We start from the raw sequence: 18431 nt of genomic DNA, 5'->3' as shown, positions 1-18431 counted from the left end.
ACCGCTGGACGGTCCGAGCGGCGGCGCTCAGGAGCGGGCGAGCGGCCGCTCCGGACGGCAGGGCTCGGGAGCGCGCAGCGGGACCGACCCGGACGGCAGGCGGGACCCGGGAAGGAGCGGCGCGCTCACGTCCGGTCCGTGACAACCAGGACCGGGCCGCGGGCCCGGGAGCAGGCCGCGGACCCAGGGCCAGGCAGCGGGCCCCGGAGCAGGCCGTGCCGGTCTGACCGTGCGGGAGCTGACCGCAGGGCTCACGTCCGGGCCGCGGCCGGCTCCTCCTCGCCGATGAAGGTCCGCCACAGTTCGGCGTACCGCCCGCCCCGCGCGAGCAGTTGGCCGTGGGTACCGTCCTCGACCACCCTGCCGTGTGCCATGACGACCACGCGGTCCGCGCGAGCGGCGGTGGTGAGGCGGTGCGCGACCACCAGGGTGGTGCGACGCCCGGTCAGCCGGTCGGTGGCCCGGTTCACCTGTGCCTCGGTGGCCAGGTCGAGCGCGGCGGTCGCCTCGTCGAGCAGCAGCACGTCCGGATCGACCAGTTCGGCCCGGGCCAGGGCGATGAGCTGGCGCTGGCCGGCAGAGAGGTTGCGGCCGCGCTCCGCGACCTCGTGGAGATATCCGCCCTCCAGCGTGGCGATCATCTCGTGCGCGCCGACCGCACGGGCCGCCGCCTCCACCTCCGCGTCACTCGCCCCGGGCCGCCCGTACGCGATGGCGTCCCGGACCGTGCCGGAGAAGAGGTACGCCTCCTGCGGCACGACACCGAGCCGGTGCCGGTAGGAGGTGAGGTCCAGTTCGCGCAGATCGGTGCCGTCGGCGGTGATCCGCCCACTCGTCGGGTCGTAGAACCGTGCCACCAGCTTGACCAGCGTGGACTTGCCCGCGCCCGTCTCACCGACGAACGCGACCGTCTGCCCGGCCGGGATCCGCAGATCGACACCGCTGATGGCGCTGTCCCCGCCGTCGGCCCCGCGGCCGCCGTAGGCGAACGAGACGTCCTCGAAGGCGAGGTCGCCCCGCAGCGATGACACCTCCACCGGCTCGCGGGCCTGCTTCGTCGACGTCGGCTCCCGCAGCAGCTCCTGAATCCGGCCGAGCGACACGGTGGCCTGCTGGTAACCGTCGAAGATCTGGGACAGCTGCTGCACCGGGGCGAAGAACAGGTCGATGTAGAGGAGGTAGGCGACGAGCGCGCCCACGGTGAGGGTGCCCGCCTCGATCCGGCCCGCACCCACGATCAGTACGGCCGCCACGGCAACGGAGGACAGCAGTTGCACGAAGGGGAAGTACACGGAGATCAGCCACTGACCGCGCACCCGGGCATCGCGGTAGCTCTCGCTGCGCTCGGTGAACCGCCGGCGGCCGGACCGCTCGCGCCCGAAGACCTGGAGGATGCGCAGCCCGGTCACCGACTCCTGGAGATCGGCGTTGACCACACTGATCCGCTCCCGTGCCAGCTCGTATGCCTTCACCGACTGACGGCGGAAGAAGTAGGTGCCGACGATCAGGACGGGCAGTGTCGCGAAGACCACGAGGGCCAGCTGGAGGTCGAGCACGACCAGGGCGACCATGATGCCGAAGAAGGTGACGACGGAGACGAAGGCGGTGACCAGCCCCGTCTGCAGGAAGGTCGACAGCGCGTCCACGTCCGTGGTCATGCGCGTCATGATCCGGCCGGTGAGTTCGCGCTCGTAGTAGTCCAGGCCGAGGCGCTGGAGCTGGGCGAAGATCTTGAGGCGCAGGGCATAGAGGATTCGCTCACCCGTACGACCCGTCATCCGGGTGGCGCCGATCTGCCCGGCCCACTGGACGAGGACGGTCAGCAGTGCCAGGGCGGCGGCGACCCAGACCGCGGACATCGCGGCCTGCTCGACGCCGTCGTCGATACCGTGCCGGATCAGCACCGGCAGCAGCAGGCCCATGCCCGCGTCGACGGCGACCAGCAGCAGGCTGAGCAGCAGCGGCAGCCGGAAACCGCGCAGCAGTCTGCGCAGCCCGTACCCGTCCTCGGGCGTCACCGCCCGGACCTCGTCCACCCGCGGGGTGTCGTCCGCCGGTGGGAGCGCCGCCACCTGGGCGAGGAGTTCGGGCGTCGCACCGACCGCCTCGTCCTGTTCCTCCTCTTCCCTGCGCACCCACAGCGGGGGTGTGATACCGCGCTCGTCGTCGAACTCGGCGGCCATCCCGGCCATCCCGGCAGTCCCGGCAGTCCCGGCAGTCCCGGCCGTCCTGGCTACGTCGGCCATCCCGGCCATCCCGGCCATCCCCGCCCGGATGGTGCGGTCCTCCGAGGGCCCGGCCGGGAGGGTGCGCCCGGGGGAGACCCCGCCCATCTCGTCCGGGTCGGTGAGCAGCCGCCGGTACAGCGCGGATCGTTGCTGCAGTTCCTCGTGGGTGCCGATATCGGCGAGCCGGCCGCCGTCGAGGACGGCGATGCGGTCGGCAAGGCCGAGGGTGGACCGCCGGTGGGCGATGAGCAGCGTGGTACGGCCGGCCATCACCGAGCGCAGCGCCTCGTGGATCTCGTGCTCGACCCGGGCATCGACGGCAGAGGTGGCGTCGTCCAGCAGCAGCAGCCGAGGGTCGGTGAGGATCGCACGGGCCAGGGCGATCCGCTGCCGCTGGCCGCCGGAGAGGGTGAGGCCGTGCTCGCCGACCTTGGTGCCGTACCCGTCGGGCAGCTCACTGATGAACCGGTCCGCCTGCGCCGTACGCGCGGCCTCGATGATCTCCTCGTCCGTCGCGTCCGGTTTCCCGAAGGCGATGTTGGAGCGGACGGTGTCCGAGAAGAGGAAGCTGTCCTCCGGTACGAGCCCGACGGCGGCCCGCAGCGACTCCATGGTGAGTTCGCGTACGTCGTGACCGCCGACGAGCACCGCGCCGTGCGACACGTCGTAGAAGCGCGGCAGGAGCAGCGAGGCGGTGGACTTGCCGCTGCCCGAGGAGCCGACGACGGCGACGGTCTCGCCGGGTCGGATCTCCAGCGAGAAGCCGTCGAGGACGGGCCGGGTGCCCTTCGCATTCCCGCCCGCACCCCCGCTCCCGGATCCGAGACCGCGGCCCTGGCCCTGGCCCTGGCCATTCGAGGTTCCGGCTCCGGCTCCGGCTCCGTTGCCGATTCCGGCTCCGCCTCCGTCTCCGTCTCCGTCTCCGTAGGAGAAGCCGACGTTGTCGAACTCGACGGTCGCCGGGGCGTCGACCGGAAGCACCTTGGTGCCGTCCTTGATAGCCGGTTCGGTGTCGATCAGTTCCAGGACCCGCTCGACACCGGCCCGCGCCTGCTGGGCCACGGTCAGAACCATGGCCAGCATCCGCACGGGCCCGACAAGCTGGGCGAGGTAGGTGGAGAAGGCGACGAAGGTCCCGAGGGTGATCTGCCCGCGGGTGGCCAGCCAACCGCCCGCCGCGAGCATCGCCACCTGGCCGAGCGCGGGCACGGCCTGCAGCGCGGGGGTGTAGGCGGAGTTCAGCCTGACCGTACGCAACCGGCCGGCGAAGAGCCTGCGGCCGACGTCCCTCAGCTTGCCGGTCTCCTGGTCCTCCTGGCCGAAGCCCTTGACGACCCGCACCCCGGACACGGCTCCGTCGACCACTCCGGCGACGGCGGCGGCCTGCTGCTGCGCGTACCAGGTGGCCGGGTGGAGCCTGACCCGGCTGCGCCTGGCGATGAACCACAGGGCGGGGGCCACGGCCAAGGCGACGAGGGTGAGCGGCGGCGACAGCCAGGCCATGACGCCGAGGGAGACGAAGAAGAGCACGAAGTTCCCGATGGTCATCGGGAGCATGAAGAGCAGCCCCTGGACGAGCTGGAGGTCGCTGGTGGCGCGCCCGACGACCTGGCCGGTGGACAGCTCGTCCTGACGGCGCCCGTCGAGCCTGCTGATCGTGCGGAACATGTCGGTGCGAAGGTCGTGCTGGATGTCGAGGGCGAGCCGTCCGCCGTAGTAGCGGCGTACATAGGTGAGTGCGTAGATGACGATCGCGGCGCCGATCAGCAGCCCGGTCCACACGGAGAGTGACCGTGTGCGACCGCCGATGACGTCGTCGATAACGACTTTGATGATCAGCGGAACGAGGGCCATGACGCCCATGCCGGCAAGTGACGAGCCGAGCGCGAGCACCACGTTCCGCCGGTACCGCCAGGCGTAACCGGCCAGTCTCCGCGCCCACGATCGCTCTTCCGCCGCCGCCACCGGTTGCCTCCCCGTCGCCCTGATCTTCCGGAAGGCACCAACACGGACCGGGCCCGATTTCATCCCGTGGGGCGCGGTGGAGTGAAAGTACGGTCGCTGGTCCTAGGACCGGCGACCGCATCGCGCACCTACAAGCTTGTGGGCTTGTGAAAAGGGTGGAGGTGGACCCCGGGCACGTGAAGCGCCGGATGGCATCCCGGCACGGCCCGTGACGTGGGGCCGGGACTCGGCCGGGAAGGCGGGACTCAGCTCGCCGACGGTGACGGCACCGGGGCCTCGGCGGACCAGAAGTCGGAACGGACGTAGGGGAGGCCCTCCGCGGCGGGCGAGCCTGGGTCGATCGGCTCCCTGGGGGGCTCGGTCACCGCGGACTCGGTGACGCAGGGGGAGGTGACATCGACGCTCGCCTGGCCCCTGTATCCGAACTCCAGGACGACTTGGAAACCCTCAGGGCTGGTCGCGAAGATCGCCGGATTCTCCTTGTCCTTGCGGACGGTGGTGATCTCATAACCGTTCTTGTTCCAGTGGCCCTCGACAACCCCGAGGAAGCTGCCGCGCCGCTCGTCAGAGATGATCGTCATCACATAGCGCCGACGGGTGACCTGTCCGGTCCCGGTGCTGTCGTTCTTGAAGTCGGTGCAGATCGGATCGCTCGACGGGCCGCGCTGCACCTCAACGCTGGGCTTGATAGCCCCGAAGGTGCCATCAAGAATCCGCTCGGCCTGTTCACCGGCCTCCTGCATGTTCATGCTCTCCATCCTTCCCGTCGGTGCCGTATCCCCGTCGCCGATGAGACCGCAGCCGGACACGGCCGAGACGGTGAGTGCCACTGCGAACATGCGATGCTTCATCGGTACTTCTCCGTGGTGACAAGGTGGGGCCGCCCCGAGACGATGGCGGCGATGTTGACAGCGGACTCACGGTCCTTGCCCGGGTTGAAGTAGTTGGAGTGTGCGGGTGTCGGCCCCTCACCGTCGATGATCGGCCGTGGACCATCGGCGACAACGAACCGGTGGGCGCCGAAGGCCTCGCTGGCGGGATCCTTGCCGAACCAGATGTCATCGTCGCCCTGATCGGCGACATCGGCTGCCAGATACGACAACAGCGGACCACCACCCATGAAGACTGCCCCGGCGACCGCCTCCTTCTTCGAAGGAAGGCGACTTACCGGGTCGTTCTCGGCCGCGCCCACGAACACATGGTCCTTGCCGACACCCAAATCCTCCGCCCTGTCCACGCCGACGCCCGGACTGCCGAGCAGAATGATGTCGTCCGCCCCCGGGATCCCGACTCCCTCCTGGGTGGCCGCGCCGACGAGGCGGGAGCCGTAGGAGTGCCCGATCGCGGTGAGATGCGGGTCTCCGTGCTCATTGGTGACAGCGAGTCCACTCATGAACGAGTTGTAGGCGGGAGCCCCCCGCTCTGCCCGGTCGGCGGACATGACCTCGGTGTTGGAGAGCAAGGTCTCCGCGTCCACTCCGCCAAGCTGCGGTGGGTCGTATCCGAGCCAGACGATGGAGGTACTCGACGGATCATGCTTGCGAGCCAGGACTGCGGTGTCATGTGCGCGCTTGAGGTCGTTGCGCGCGAAGTCTCCGTCAAGTGCCGTGCCCAGACCCGGTACGTATGCCGACACGTTCCGGGAGGTGTCGGGGTTGCCGTACGCGACGACTGCCCGGCCCGTGCCCTTGTCGGCGATGCCGAGCAGGTACATCGGCGGTTCCCTCGGGTCCTTGAGCCGTGCGGCGGCGTTCACTTCCATCTGGTGCTGGATCTCCTTCAGGCCGCCCAGCCGCGCCTTGGCCACCTCGCCTTCCTCACCCGAGAACTTCGCGATCAGCAGCTGAAGGTTCTCCCGGTTGGCCTCGTCGCGTACCAGGGCCGGGATGCCGTCGAGGTTCCCGATGACGTCCGGATAGCTCGCCAGGTACTCCGCACGCTGGGCGTCGGTCAGCCCGTCCCACCAGACCTTGCGGTCCGCGGGCGACTTGTCCAGCGGGATCTCGCGCCCCAGCTGGCTGATCGCGGCCTCCCGCACCGCCGCCATGTCGGCCGCCGCGTCGGCCCAGGTGCCGGCGTTGACGGTGAGTCCCGGCGCTGCCTTGAGCTTGGCGAACACGCTCTGGTACCGGCCGTCGGTCTCCCGTGCGTCACGAAGTGCGCGGGCGATCCGGTCGGCGATGTCCTGTGCCTTGGCGTGGTGGGGATTCGTGCTGATCAGGCTGGGGCCTCGATAGCCCGCGGCCGGGTCGAGGAGACCGCCGCCGGGTCCCTGGACTCCGGCACCGGGTCCGATCAGGCCGTTGCGGCCCACGGCACGCCCGCCCGGGATCTCCCGCCCCGTCAGCTCGCTCTTGCCGGCGGACGGGTAGTCGACGCTTCCGTCCTCGTGCACCGTGTACGCGTGGGCGGCCGCGTCGGCGAGGGCCTCCCTCACCCGGCGTTGCGGCAGGGCGAGTTCGGCCGAGAGTCCGCTCACCGCGGTCCGCAGCAGACCGCATTCGGTCCTGATGTAGTCGAAGTTGCGACTCAGCCGTTTCAGGCGCTTCAGGGCGGCGTCGGCGGACTCGCTCTCCTGTGTCTTCGACAGAGCACCGCTCATGTCGCCATTGACGCGCTCCTCGGCGGCGTCCGCGTGCCGCGACACGACACCCCAGCCGTCGGCGGCGCCCTTCAGCGCGTCGAGCTTCAGATCCCGCAGCTGCTGCCAGGTCAACGACGAGGTCACGGGGCGGCACCACCCTGGGGAACCCCGACCGCGTTCGTCGCCGTGCCGACCCCGTGGTCCACGCCGACGAGTTCTCTGCCCGCCCCCCGCAACGCCGTCTCCAGGCTCCCGCACTCGTCCTCCACCCTGCCGAGGCGGCTCTCCCAGGAGTGGAGCGCGCTCGTGAGCGAGGTGAGACTGGACAGTCCCGTCAGGCCGCCGGCCACCCCGGTGTGCCCCTCCGTCAGATCGGCCCTGGCCCTACGGGTACCGGCCCCGAGGATGACTGCGGTCGCCGCGGCGCGGTTCCACGGCTGGGCCATGTGCTTCAGCCGCGAACCGGTGGCTTCGCCTGACGGGCCACTGTCGCGATCGGGCGGGAGCGGGGCGAGACGCGCTTCCGCGGACTGCCGCTCGGCCGCGGATGCCTTGATCCGTTCCCACTCGTCCCACGCCACGTGTGCCCCTCTTTCGTGTGCCGATGCGATGCGGACCAGACCGCCTGGGATCGCCGCTGCAGGCTAGCGAACCCCTCCGGGTCCATGTATCGGTCGAATGTACGGGGATCTCTAGGTACGCGTACTCATCCGCTGCGGAGGGATCGTGTGCACGGACGACGGAGCTTTCCGCAGTCCGCAGCGACTGGGCCTCCAGCGGGACTCGCCGGAGCGCCGGCATGCATCCGCGAAAGGCCGGGCCGTTCCGGCAGTCCGGTCACTCCGCGGGGGGGCGACCGGAGCAGCACCGCCGCGCCACGCCCGGCCTCACCCATCTACTCCCGCCATGCAGCGCCACGCCACACCACGCCACAGGAGCACCGCACGAGCGTCACCCGCCGCACCGGCCGCAGGCGCACGGCACGGCCGCCACTCGCGCCGCCCCGCCGCGCAACCGCACCCAGACCCGCGCCCTCACCCGCGCCCCCCGCGCCACGCCCGGCCCACTTGGGCATCCGCGCCACGCCACCCGCGTCACCCGCGCGCCGCACCCCTCACCGGTGCCCCCGCGCCCCTTCGCCCTCCAGGTGGGTCGGCGCGAACATCCGGAGCACCGCCGGCAGCACCACGACCGAGGGGCCGGGCTGCGCGAGGGCCCTGGCGAGGTCCTTGCGGAGCGATTCCGCGGTGGTGCGCACGGCCGGGACGCCGAAGGAGTCGGCGAGCGCGACGAAGTCCGGGCGGGACAGCTCGGTCGCGGTGGCCTCGCCGAAGGCGTCCGTCATGTACTCGCGCAGGATGCCGTAGCCGCCGTCGTCGACGATCAGCCAGGTCACCGGCAGCGCGTACTGCTTCGCGGAGGCCAACTCCGCGATCGCGTACATCGCTCCGCCGTCGCCGGAGACCGCGAGCACCGGCCTGGTGCGGTCCGCGGCGGCCGCGCCGAGGGCAGCGGGGAAGCCATAGCCGAGGCCGCCCGCGCCCTGTGCCGAGTGCATCGTGTTCGGTCGGCGGGCGTCGAAGGCGGACCAGGCCCAGTAGGCGAGGATCGTCATGTCCCAGAAGCTGGGGGAGTCGTCCGGCAGGGCCTCCCGGACGGCGGCGAGTACCTCCTGCTCCAGGGTCAGCTCCTGGCCGGTGATCCGCTCCCGGACCTTCGCCAGCAGCGCGGAGACCCGCCCGGCGGCCGACGGGTCGCGGCGCTCGTCCACCGTCTCCAGCAGCGCGGCGAGCGCGGTCCGGGCGTCGGCGTGGATGCCGAGCCCCGGATGGTTGGACTCGAGCTTGCCGAGGTCCGCCTCGATCTGGACGATCCGGCCGCGCGGGGCGAAGGTGTGGTAGTTGGAGGAGAGTTCACCCAGGCCGGAGCCGACGACGAGCAGCACGTCGGCGTCCTCGAGGAAGTCGGTGGTGTGCCGGTCCTCGAGCCAGGATTGCATCGACAGCGGGTGCTCCCAGGGGAAGGCCCCCTTGCCGCCGAAGGTGGTCACGACGGGCGCGTCCAGTTTCTCGGCGAGCGCCAGCAGCTTGCCGGAGGCGTCCGAGCGCACGACCCCGCCGCCCGCGATGATGGCGGGGCGCTCGGCGTGCTGGAGCAGATACGCGGCGGCGGCGGTGAGTTCCGGGCGGGGCACGAGGTCGCGCGGGGTGGCGTCCAGGGCCGTCACGACCGGCAGGGCCGTCTCGGCGAGCAGCACGTCCTGGGGGATCTCCACCCAGACGGGTCCGTGCGGGACCGTCAGAGCGGACTCCCAGGCGTCGGCGATGGCGGAGGGGATCTGGGAGGCGGTACGGACGGTGTGCACGGACTTCACGATGTCCCGGAACGACGCCTGCTGGTCGCGCAGTTCGTGCAGATAGCCGTGGCGTCCTCCGCCGATGCCGGCGCTCGGCACCTGGCTGGAGATCGCCAGCACGGGGGCGCTGGCCGCGGCGGCCTCCTGGAGCGCGGCGAGCGCGGTGAGCGCGCCGGGGCCGGTGGAGAGCAGCAGCGGGGTGGCCTGTCCGGTGATCCGGCCGTGGGCGTCGGCGGCGAAGCCGGCGTTGCCCTCCACCCGCAGCCCGACGTAGCCGAGGTCGGAGCGGCGCAGCGCGTCGAATATGCCGAGGGCATGCTGGCCCGGAAGGCCGAAGACCGTCGTGGCGCCGAGTCCGGCGAGGGTCTCGACGACGAGATCGCCGCCGTTGCGGCCGGGCGGCGGGTTGAGCGCGGCCTCGACCTGCCGCGCCGTGGGGCGCAGCACGAGGTCGTGGTCGTGGGTCACTTGCCGTTCCTGGACGCGGCGATCTGACGGGCCATGATCGTGGTGAGTTCGTACGCGGTGTGGGAGGCCGCGACCGAGGTGATCTCGGCGTGGTCGTAGGCCGGGGCGACCTCGACGACATCGGCGGAGACCAGGTTGCAGGAGGCGAGCCCGCGGAGGATCTCCAGCAGTTCGCGGGAGGTCATGCCGCCGGCCTCGGGGGTGCCGGTGCCGGGGGCGTGCGCCGGGTCGAGGCAGTCGATGTCGATGGAGATGTAGAGGGGGCGGTCGCCGATGCGCTGGCGGAGCTGGTCGGCGACCTCGTCGGCGCCCCGGCGGTAGACGTCGGAGGAGGTGACGATGCCGAAGCCCATCTTCTCGTCGTCGGTGAGGTCCTGCTTGCCGTAGAGCGGGCCGCGGATGCCGACGTGGGACAGGGCCTCGGTGTCGAGGATGCCCTCCTCGACGGCGCGGCGGAACGGGGTGCCGTGGGTGTACTCGGCGCCGAAGTAGGTGTCCCAGGTGTCCAGGTGGGCGTCGAAGTGCAGCAGCGCGACGGGGCCGTGCCTCCTGGCGACCGAGCGGAGCAGGGGCAGCGCGATGGTGTGGTCGCCGCCGAGGGTCATCATGCGGGCGCCGGTGCCGAGGATGTCGTCGGCGGCGGCCTCGATGGTCTCGACGGCCTCGTTGATGTGGAACGGGTTGGCGGCGATGTCGCCCGCGTCCGCGACCTGGGCGAGCGCGAAGGGCGAGGCGTCCTGGGCCGGGTTGTACGGCCGCAGGAGCCTCGACGCCTCGCGGATGGCGTTGCCGCCGAAGCGCGCGCCGGGACGGTAGGAGACCCCGGCGTCGAAGGGCACGCCGACGACGGCGACGTCGGTGCTGCCCACCTCGTCGAGCCGGGGCAGCCGGGCGAACGTCGCGGGTCCGGCGTACCGCGGGATGCGGGACGAGTCGATGGGGCCGCGCGGCGCCTCGTTGCTGCTCATGACCATGCCTCTGCTTCCTGCGTTTTTCTGCTTATCCATCGGTATGCGGTGGTTTGACTGTAACGGGGTTCACGGCATGCCCGGACCGTCTCCGGATCGGGCACCCGCTCGCGGGCCTCGGCGCCTCGGGGCCGAGGCCCGCCGGGCGCTCGCGCCGGTCGGCCGGCCCATGGCCGGCATGCCCGCCGGACGGACGACGGTCACTGCATAGCCGGGGGCCATGGGGCCTTGCTCGCTCTCACCTCGGTGGCGTGTCGTGCAGAGGCCCAGGGGGACGCAGCGGCTCCCCCGCGTAGAGGCGGTATCCGCCCGTACCGCGTCGGTTGGACGACTCGACGATAGGTGGCCGAACAGAGACGATGAAGTGTACGTTTCCTCCATTCTCGAACACGATCAGGGATGGAACGTCCACCATGCCGGACTCCGCCGCTCTCCAGGGCGCCCCCGCAGCCGATGCGGCTTCCCCGGGCCCTTCGGCAGCTGCGGCCCCTGCGAACGACTCAGCCGTCCCAGTCCCCGCCGGCCCCTCGGCACCCGCGGCTCCCACGGCTCCCACGGCTCCCACGGCCGATTCGGCCGCCCCCTTCCCCACCGGCTCCCCAGTCCCCGCCGGCCCCTCGGCACCCGCGGCCTCCGCAGCGCCACCCACCCCGCCCGTACCGCTGACCGCACTGCTGGCGCGGGAGGAACTCGGACTGCGGCTGCTGGCGGGCACCCCGGAACCCCCCGGCGCGGAGGGCGTCCGCATCCGGTGGGTGCACGCCTCGGAGATGGCCGACCCGTACCCCTACCTCCTGGGCGGTGAGCTGCTGCTGACGGCGGGCGTCCTGCTGAAGGACCCCGAGCGGTACGCGGCGCGGGTCGCCGAGGCGGGTGGCGCGGCGATCGGCTTCGGGCTGGCTCCGGTGTACGACGCCGTCCCGGACGCGCTGGTCGCGGCCTGCGAACGCCGCGGGCTGCCGCTGCTTGAGGTGCCGCCGAAGACCCCCTTCACCGCGGTCGCGCGAGCCGTGTGGGGGCTGATGGCGCAGGCCAGGCTCCGGGAGGTGCGCCGGGTCAGCGAGGCCCAGCAGGGCCTCGCCGGCGCCGCGGCCCGCCCCGATCCGGTGCCCGCGGTGCTCCAGCAGCTGGCCTCCCGCCTCGGCGGCTGGGCGGTGCTGCTGGCGCCGGACGGCTCGGCCCTGCACGTCTCGGGCCGGGCGCCGTCCCGGGAGGCCCGCGAGGCCCTGGGACGGCTGGCGCGGGTGGTGGGCCCGGAGTCCGCCGGCGAGGAGCCCGCGGGGGACCCGGCCACCGCCCCGCTCCGGGGAACCGCCGGAGGCCGGACGGCACAGGGCGCGGCGGCGGACGCCGCGCGCCGGGCACCCTCCTCGGCGGCCGACACCGCCGGGGACGTGCACCTCGCGGCCTACGCGCTCGGCGGCGAGGGCCTGGTCCTCGGGATCGCCGCCGAAGGGCGCGAACCGGGCGGCCACACGGTCGCCGGGCTGGCCGCCGTCCTGCTGTCGCTGCTCACGGCGCCGCACCGGGGAGCGGACGCGAGCGGGCGGACTGCCGCGCTGGTACGGCTGCTGCTGGGCGGCACGCCCGCGGAGGCCGTCCGCGAGCTGGGCGGGGGCCCCTGGACGGTGGTGCACGGGACACGGCCGGGGCAGCCGGACCGGATCGCCGCCTCGGCCCTCGGCGCGGCCCTGGGCAGCGCCCTGGTGGACACCGACGGGGCGCGGGTGCGGGTCCTGCTCTGCGGCGACCGGCGCGTGGAACCGCAGCCCGGCTGGACCCTCGGGGTGAGCGCCCCGGCTGCGGCGGAGGAACTGGGCACCGCCGACGCCGCCGCCGCCCGGGCACTGCGCCGCGCGGAGGCGACCCGCGTCCCGCTCGCCCGCCAGCGGGGCACCGGCCTCGGCGAGCTGGTCGCGCCCGACGAGGCGGCCGTCCATGCACGCACCCTGCTGGCACCGGTCGCGGACTCGCCCGCGCTCACCGAGACCCTGCGCGTCTGGCTGTCGCTGCACGGCAGTTGGGACCGTACGGCGGTGGCCCTGGGCGTCCACCGCAACACCGTCCGCCAGCGGATCGCCCGGTGCGGTTCGCTGCTGGGCGTCGACCTGGACGACGCGGACGCACGGATGGAGCTGTGGTTCGCGCTGCGCTACAGCTGACGTCGGCACGGCCGTGGAAGGCCGGGAAGGCCGGGAAGGCCGGGAAGGCCGGAAAGCGCAGGAAGGCCGGAAAGGGCAGGAAGGGCAGGAAGGGTTCCGACGAGCCGCGTGAGCGCGCGACGCGGCCGGGTCGCGCGACCCGGCCGGCCGTCGGAGCCCGCAGGACCCCGCCCCCGGGCTCCGTACTCCTCCCCTGTCGCACCGCGCTCAGCGGGCGAACCCGGCCACGCTGGCGATCGCGGTGTCCACCTCAGCGGGTGTGTTGATGACGGCAGTGCCCAGGCGGGTGTAGGGCGACGAGGCCAACGCCGACAGCCGCACCCGCCGGGTGGCCGCATGGTCGATGACCTGACGGTTGGCACGCCCCGCCACGCTGAAACAGGTGATGCCGGCCGACAGCTCGGGACTCATGGGGGTGTGCACCGTCACCCCCCGGGTCTGTGAGAGTCCCTGCTTCGCCCGGGTCGCCAGTTCGCTGATGCGTCCGGCCACACGCGCCCGCCCCCACTCCTGGTGCATCGCGACCGCCACCGGCAGTGCGAAGGCGTGCTCGAACGCGAGGAAGCCGCCGGGGGAAAGGGGCGCCGCTCCCCCGCCCGAGATAAAGCTGACGAACGTCGGGTGCAGTTGGTCGAGGATCTCCGGACGCACCCAGACCAGCCCCGTTCCCCTTGGGCCGAACAGCCACTTGTGGGTGCCGGCGACGACCACGTCCGCACCGAGACGGGCGGCGTCCTCGTCGACCGCCGCGAGCCCGTGCACCGCGTCGACCACCAGGAGGCACCGGTCGGCAGGACTGCGACCCTCGTTGGCCCGCCGCACCACGTCGGCGACGGCACGGACCGGCATCCGCAGTCCGGTACTGGACTGGACCCAGGTGATCCCGACGACCCGGGTGTGCGGGCGGATGGCGTTGCCCACCGCCGCGGCGATGCCCCCGGCGGTGGCCGTGGCCGGATCGGCGAACCACGAGCACATCCTCACCCGGGCCCCGCGCTTCTCGGCCGCGAGGTCGGCCGCCATGTGCTGGGCGCGATGGTCGAAGCCGGTCAGCAGGAACTCCTGACCGGGCCGTGTCCTCACCCCGTTGTAGACCACCCCGAGGCCGATGCTGGTACTCGCCGTGATCGCGATGTCCTCCGCGCGGCCTCCGATGTAGGCGGCCAGCGCCTCGCGCACGCGAGGCCAGCCGGTCGGGCCGTCGGGCAGCCTCATCCCCGTGGGCACCACCAGAGGGTTGGCGTCGACCTGTGCACTCAGGTGGTCCACCGCGTCACGTACCCGCTTCGGCTGCGAGGCGAGGTAGAACAGGGCAAGGTTCGCCCACCCCGGCTCCAGCCGGAACTGTCCCCGCAGAGTGCCCCAGTCCGCTTGCCCGGCCGGCGCCGAGGAGAGCGGAGCCGCTTCCCGTGACGCTTTCGGCGCAGTGCACGATCCGGTCACCAGGCCGGCTGCGGCCACTCCGGCCGACTTCACCAGCAGGTCACGCCGACTCGTCCTATACACACCAGCGCTCCTTCGGACACGGTTTCCCGAGGCACCGGGCAGACATCTCCGATCTCGACGGCCGGAGAATTCACCTCACACTAAACCCGATTCCCCGTTGCCGCCCGCCGCCCCTTCGGGGAAGCCGTTCCGGTCGATCGCTTCGGCAACGCCCGGCCGACGGCCGGATCCCGCACCGGAACAGGACGCAGAGGCTCACCGAGCCTTCGGGGAGCGGCTTCCGGTCGGGCGAATCCGGTCACACCGGCCAGGGCGCGCAGTTCCGTCAGCGTGCCACGGTAGACACTGCGGTCGACGTCATCCGAAATGCCCGGGACCTGCGCCTGATCGGTGTACTGCCAGAACGTCCACGGCTGATCCGTGCCGGGAAGTGGGCGGGGTTTCGCACCCCAACTCGCGAGCCACTGCAGATGCCCCCTGAACACCGCGGCATTCCCCGCAAGACAGCTGACGGCAAAGGAATACTCGGTGTAGACGATCGGTTTGATGCCGAACGCCTCCTCGACGGCACCGAGAAAAGTCGCGAGTTGACGGGCGTCGGTACCGGGCGGGCAGCTGGGCCGGTGGTGCCGCCACCCGCTCTCCGCATCGAGAACCGGCGGCAGTTCCCCAGGATTACGTCCGGTGTAGCCGGCGGCGCGTGCCGTACGGACGAAGTGTGCAGCCTGAGCCTCGGCGTCCCCTGGGGATTGCGAGTCGAAGAAGTGGTAGGGGGCCCGGTAGAGACTCGTGCGAGACGCACCCGCCAAATCCTCCGCAAACCACGGGTCCTCGTACTGCGTGCCTTGGGTGGCCTTCATGAAGACGAAGGCGTTACGGGTCGCGACCCTGTCCCAGTCGATGGGCTCATCACCGTCTCCGTGGTTGAACTCGCTGGTGTCCACCCCTCTGGGGCCCGGCGGGATCGGCGTCCCGGAAGTCACCCATATGGCGGAACAAGGGGCGGTCACGAGCACCGCGGCAGTCACTACGGCGCTCATCGAGCGCCCGGCGGATGCACGACGCGGCATGATGCACTCTCCCATGGCGACGCCGGCACCGGCCGTGCTCCGCCAGTGCGCATTTCCGGAGCCAGGGAAACACAAAGGAAGAAGACCTGGATATGGCGGAATCGTATGCGGGCCGTTCCGGAGACGCATTTCGGCGGCTGCCGCGCGGGGAGTCGTATCGACGCGCTTTCCCTGTCGCCCCGGAGCCCGCACCCGCACCCGCACCCGCACCCGCACCCGCACCCGCACCCGCACCCGCGGATCATCCGTCCTCATCACGCCCGCCGGACCCCGCGCCCGCCTCGCGCTCCCCGCAACCGCCCCTCTCCCTCCGCCACCACCCGCCATCACCCTTTCGGCGGCGGCGTCACCTTCCAGTCCGGATGGTTCGGCATGGGCGGCGTCTCGGTCCCCTTGAGCCAGGACTCGAGGAACCCCTTCACTCCCTGCCCTGGAGCGATGCGGTCGGCGTGCGCGATGTAGTCGTCCGTACTGGCGGACCCGCCCTCGTACGCCGCGAGGAACGACCGTTCGATCTGCCTGAACGCGGCCTTCCCGACCTTCTGCTCCAGTGCGTAGAGCACCAGGGGGCCGCCTCGGTAGACCTGTTCGCTGAACAGCGATTCCTTCGTGGGCCTGGCGACCGGACCGTACTGCGCACGGTAGACGTCACCGCTCCGGTAGAAGTCCGCCATCAGCGACTCCATGGAGCGGTGCCTGCCGTCGTTGGTGCTCCAGCCCTGCGCGAACCGGTAGGTGAGGCCGTAGTAGTTGGCGTGGCCCTCACTGATCCAGTTGTCCGCCCATGTCTTCGGTGTGACACTGCCGCCGAACCATGAGTGCACGAGCTCGTGCATCATATGCGGGGCGACGCTCTCGAGCGGGGTGGACGAAAGATAGGAGGGATCGTAGACGGTGAGCGTATGCGTTTCCAGGGCATGGAATCCGAACGGGACCTCTCCGTCCGTGTCGAGGGGCATCAGACCGTACGCCTCGAGCGGAAACGGCCCCAGTTCTCTCACCGCCCACCTCATCTGCTCCACGGCCATGTCGAGTTGACCGAAGCGGCCGGCGGCTCCCCGCGGCAGGACGAGACTGATCGGCACCCCGTCGACCGTGCCTATCTCCTCCGTCTCATACCGGCCGACGGCGATCTGCACGAGTTCCGGTGCCACCGGATGCACGGTCCCGTAGGTGTACGTCGTGTATGCGCCACGGGTCTCGGGGGGCTTCAGCGGAAGTCCGCTGGCTACGGCAACGGCGTCACTGCCGCGGGTTACCGAGACACGGAAGGTGAAGTCCGCCTTGTCCCAGGGAACGTCGTTGCAGGGAAAAACCGTGTGCGCCTTGTCGGGTTGCGGGGCGAGAGCGAAACCCCTCCCCGTGTCCACCCAGCCACTGGCACCAGAACCACGCGGGTCCACGTCGTACCGGACATTGATCCGCATCACGTGATTCGGTGCCACCGAGGAAGCCGGAGAGATCTGCAGCTTCTTCTTCGCCAGAGTGAAACGGGCATCCTCCCCATCGACCGTCACGGACTTCACGTGCATTTTCTGCGCGTCCAGCGAGAACTTCTGCAGTTCGACCGAAGAGCGGGCCGTGATCACCGCCTCCGCTTCGACGGGCACCTTCTGACCTTCCGGACGGTACACAAATTCAAGGTCATACGATTCCACCTCGTATCCGGAGTTGCCGAGTCGCGGGAACACCGGATCAGCCGGAACCGGGGGGTCTGCCGTCGTCACACCCATCGAAGCGATGAGCAGGGTCGCGGTGAACGCCGCCAGAAGACCCGCCCTGCATCCACCGATCCGGATCATCCCCGTCTCCCTGCGCCATGGAGAACAGACCGCGCCCCGGCATTGTTTCGCCGAAGGTCACCGTGTATGAGGAGGGTGCACCGTGGGCGGAGAGTTGCCGGGCCTCTCGACGGTAGATCAGTGCGCGGCGTCGGATGCGGTGCATCGCGGGAGAGGCCGTGGGCTCAACGCTCCGGGCAGTCGCCGCCTTGCCCGGCCGTCATCACCGAAGAGCGGGACCGGGCCGTGGGCGAGGCGTCCCGACATTCCAGAAAAACGGTACCGGCAGCACCTGAATGCCGCAATCACAGCAATCTCCTCCGCCGGAGATCAGCGGCTTCGCCGCAGTGCACGGGCGCCGGCCGATCAGGGACGCCTCCCTCACTCCGACATCACGCCGGCCTCATGTGCTCCTCGTTGCCCCGGCGACTTTGTGTGATCATGCGGGCACGGCCCCGAGGAGCGGCCGCCAGGCGCGGCCGGTGCCGAAGTCGACCCGTACGACCGCAGTACACCGATGGGCCACGGGGACGCGGACGCCGGTGATGGCCGCAGGACCGCCACACGGTCTCAAGAGCCTGTCGGACGGGCGGCGGGCGCGGCCTTCGACCACTCGGGACACCGCTACCCGGGGTGGTCGAGCCGGACGGGAGCGGCGAGCCGGGCCCCTCGGCTCCGCGCGACGCGGTGCACATCGCGCAGGGACTCCACGAGGCGGGCGATGACGTAGCGGAGCTGTTCGGGGGTGGCGGAGCGGTCGGGCAGCAGGTCGTCGGCATGGGCGAGGAGATCGGCGGCCATGCCGAGCTGCACGCTCTCGAAGTCGTCGGCGAGGCGCGACACATAGCCGTCACCGTCACCGACGAGGTAGCAGGGCTTGCCCTCGGCCCCGGTCCAGGGGAGCAGGCGAGGCGCCTCGGTGGTACGACGGATCACGCCGCCACCTCCCGTCCGTGCATCACGAGCGGGCCGGCGTCGACGCCTTGGACCGTGATCCAGAGAGCCCGGCGACGGAGGTGCCGGCGGCGGGCCTCTGCCTGGCGGCGCTCGTGGGCGAGGAGGTAGGGACGGACGAGAGGGCTGTCCTCGCCCCGGTAGTACGGGGCGGGGGCACGGGTGGGTGGGGGCGGACACGGCGGCAGGGGCGGGGGGCAGTGGTCCACGGGCGGCGGAGGCCACAGGAGCCTCCGGAGCGGGTCGATCAGGCGGACGATACAGTGCAACACGTCGTCAACTCCTGGTTAGTTGAGGGCCACGCCCCCGGACCGTTCGCCCCGGTCGCGGGGGTCTGTGACTGCGGCTCTCCCGGGCGGCCCCGCCCGGTGAACTCGCTCTGTAGCGATTCACTCACAGCCTGGGACCGATCGGGCTACCCTGACCAGGGGGTTCGATGTGACAGAGCT

General features: G+C 71.4%; 12 protein-coding genes. 1 reads left to right on the top strand and 11 read right to left on the bottom strand.

Annotation, left to right across the window (positions count from 1 at the left end; genetic code table 11):
* Positions 1–251: 251 nt before the first annotated feature.
* The 6 genes from SCWH03_RS01000 to speB form a co-directional block, all read right to left on the bottom strand.
* Complete coding sequence (locus SCWH03_RS01000; protein WP_173260627.1) at positions 252–4256, bottom strand: ABC transporter ATP-binding protein; 4005 nt, start codon at positions 4254–4256, stop codon at positions 252–254.
* A 182-nt stretch (positions 4257–4438) separates the two neighbouring features.
* Positions 4439–5044 (bottom strand): hypothetical protein, encoded by a 606-nt coding sequence (locus SCWH03_RS00995; protein ID WP_254076481.1) that lies wholly within the window; start codon positions 5042–5044, stop codon positions 4439–4441.
* On the bottom strand, positions 5041–6921 hold the full coding sequence (locus tag SCWH03_RS00990) for an alpha/beta hydrolase (RefSeq protein ID WP_173260626.1): 1881 nt from the start codon (positions 6919–6921) through the stop codon (positions 5041–5043). The genes SCWH03_RS00995 and SCWH03_RS00990 overlap by 4 nt, the downstream gene beginning before the upstream one ends.
* Positions 6918–7358 carry an amino acid ABC transporter permease gene (locus SCWH03_RS00985; RefSeq protein ID WP_173260625.1) on the bottom strand — a complete coding sequence of 147 codons (441 nt, stop codon included), beginning with the start codon at positions 7356–7358 and terminating at the stop codon, positions 6918–6920. The genes SCWH03_RS00990 and SCWH03_RS00985 overlap by 4 nt, the downstream gene beginning before the upstream one ends.
* Positions 7359–7891: 533 nt before the next feature.
* Entirely contained in the window at positions 7892–9601 is a 1710-nt protein-coding gene (locus SCWH03_RS00980) for a thiamine pyrophosphate-binding protein (RefSeq protein ID WP_173260624.1), read from the bottom strand.
* Positions 9598–10569 carry an agmatinase gene (gene speB, locus SCWH03_RS00975; RefSeq protein WP_173260623.1) on the bottom strand — a complete coding sequence of 324 codons (972 nt, stop codon included), beginning with the start codon at positions 10567–10569 and terminating at the stop codon, positions 9598–9600. The genes SCWH03_RS00980 and speB overlap by 4 nt, the downstream gene beginning before the upstream one ends.
* A 695-nt stretch (positions 10570–11264) precedes the next feature.
* On the opposite strand from speB, the gene SCWH03_RS00970 reads away from it, so the two are divergent.
* Entirely contained in the window at positions 11265–12731 is a 1467-nt protein-coding gene (locus SCWH03_RS00970) for a PucR family transcriptional regulator (RefSeq protein ID WP_308788853.1), read from the top strand.
* A gap of 207 nt (positions 12732–12938) precedes the next feature.
* Here the strand turns inward: SCWH03_RS00970 and SCWH03_RS00965 are convergent, their stop codons facing one another.
* The 5 genes from SCWH03_RS00965 to SCWH03_RS00945 all read right to left on the bottom strand — a co-directional run bounded on the left by SCWH03_RS00965 (position 12939) and on the right by SCWH03_RS00945 (position 18254).
* Positions 12939–14237 carry an aminotransferase class V-fold PLP-dependent enzyme gene (locus SCWH03_RS00965; protein ID WP_173260621.1) on the bottom strand — a complete coding sequence of 433 codons (1299 nt, stop codon included), beginning with the start codon at positions 14235–14237 and terminating at the stop codon, positions 12939–12941.
* A gap of 80 nt (positions 14238–14317) precedes the next feature.
* Positions 14318–15121, bottom strand: coding sequence for a glycoside hydrolase family 25 protein (locus tag SCWH03_RS00960; protein WP_173260619.1), 804 nt, complete (start codon positions 15119–15121; stop codon positions 14318–14320).
* Positions 15122–15573: 452 nt separating this feature from the next.
* Positions 15574–16980, bottom strand: coding sequence for a M1 family aminopeptidase (locus SCWH03_RS00955; RefSeq protein ID WP_272491039.1), 1407 nt, complete (start codon positions 16978–16980; stop codon positions 15574–15576).
* 672 nt (positions 16981–17652) lie between these two features.
* Positions 17653–17964, bottom strand: coding sequence for a hypothetical protein (locus tag SCWH03_RS00950; RefSeq protein ID WP_173260615.1), 312 nt, complete (start codon positions 17962–17964; stop codon positions 17653–17655).
* Positions 17961–18254: a hypothetical protein gene (locus SCWH03_RS00945; RefSeq protein ID WP_173260613.1), complete on the bottom strand. Its 294-nt coding sequence runs from the start codon at positions 18252–18254 to the stop codon at positions 17961–17963. Before SCWH03_RS00945 ends, SCWH03_RS00950 begins: the two co-directional genes overlap by 4 nt.
* Positions 18255–18431: the final 177 nt, after the last annotated feature.

This window comes from Streptomyces pacificus, assembly GCF_011766325.1.
Classification (GTDB): domain Bacteria; phylum Actinomycetota; class Actinomycetes; order Streptomycetales; family Streptomycetaceae; genus Streptomyces; species Streptomyces pacificus.
The sequence above is the reverse complement of the archived record's forward strand: the minus strand, read 5'-3'. Positions and strand labels throughout refer to the sequence as shown.

Bases quoted from the DNA above. Each gene is read 5' to 3' on its own strand.
- SCWH03_RS00955 (WP_272491039.1), bottom strand. From the start codon at position 16,980: ATGGGTGTGACGACGGCAGACCCCCCGGTTCCGGCTGATCCGGTGTTC.
- speB (WP_173260623.1), bottom strand. From the start codon at position 10,569: ATGAGCAGCAACGAGGCGCCGCGCGGCCCCATCGACTCGTCCCGCATC.
- SCWH03_RS01000 (WP_173260627.1), bottom strand. From the start codon at position 4,256: ATGAAATCGGGCCCGGTCCGTGTTGGTGCCTTCCGGAAGATCAGGGCG.
- SCWH03_RS00995 (WP_254076481.1), bottom strand. From the start codon at position 5,044: ATGAAGCATCGCATGTTCGCAGTGGCACTCACCGTCTCGGCCGTGTCC.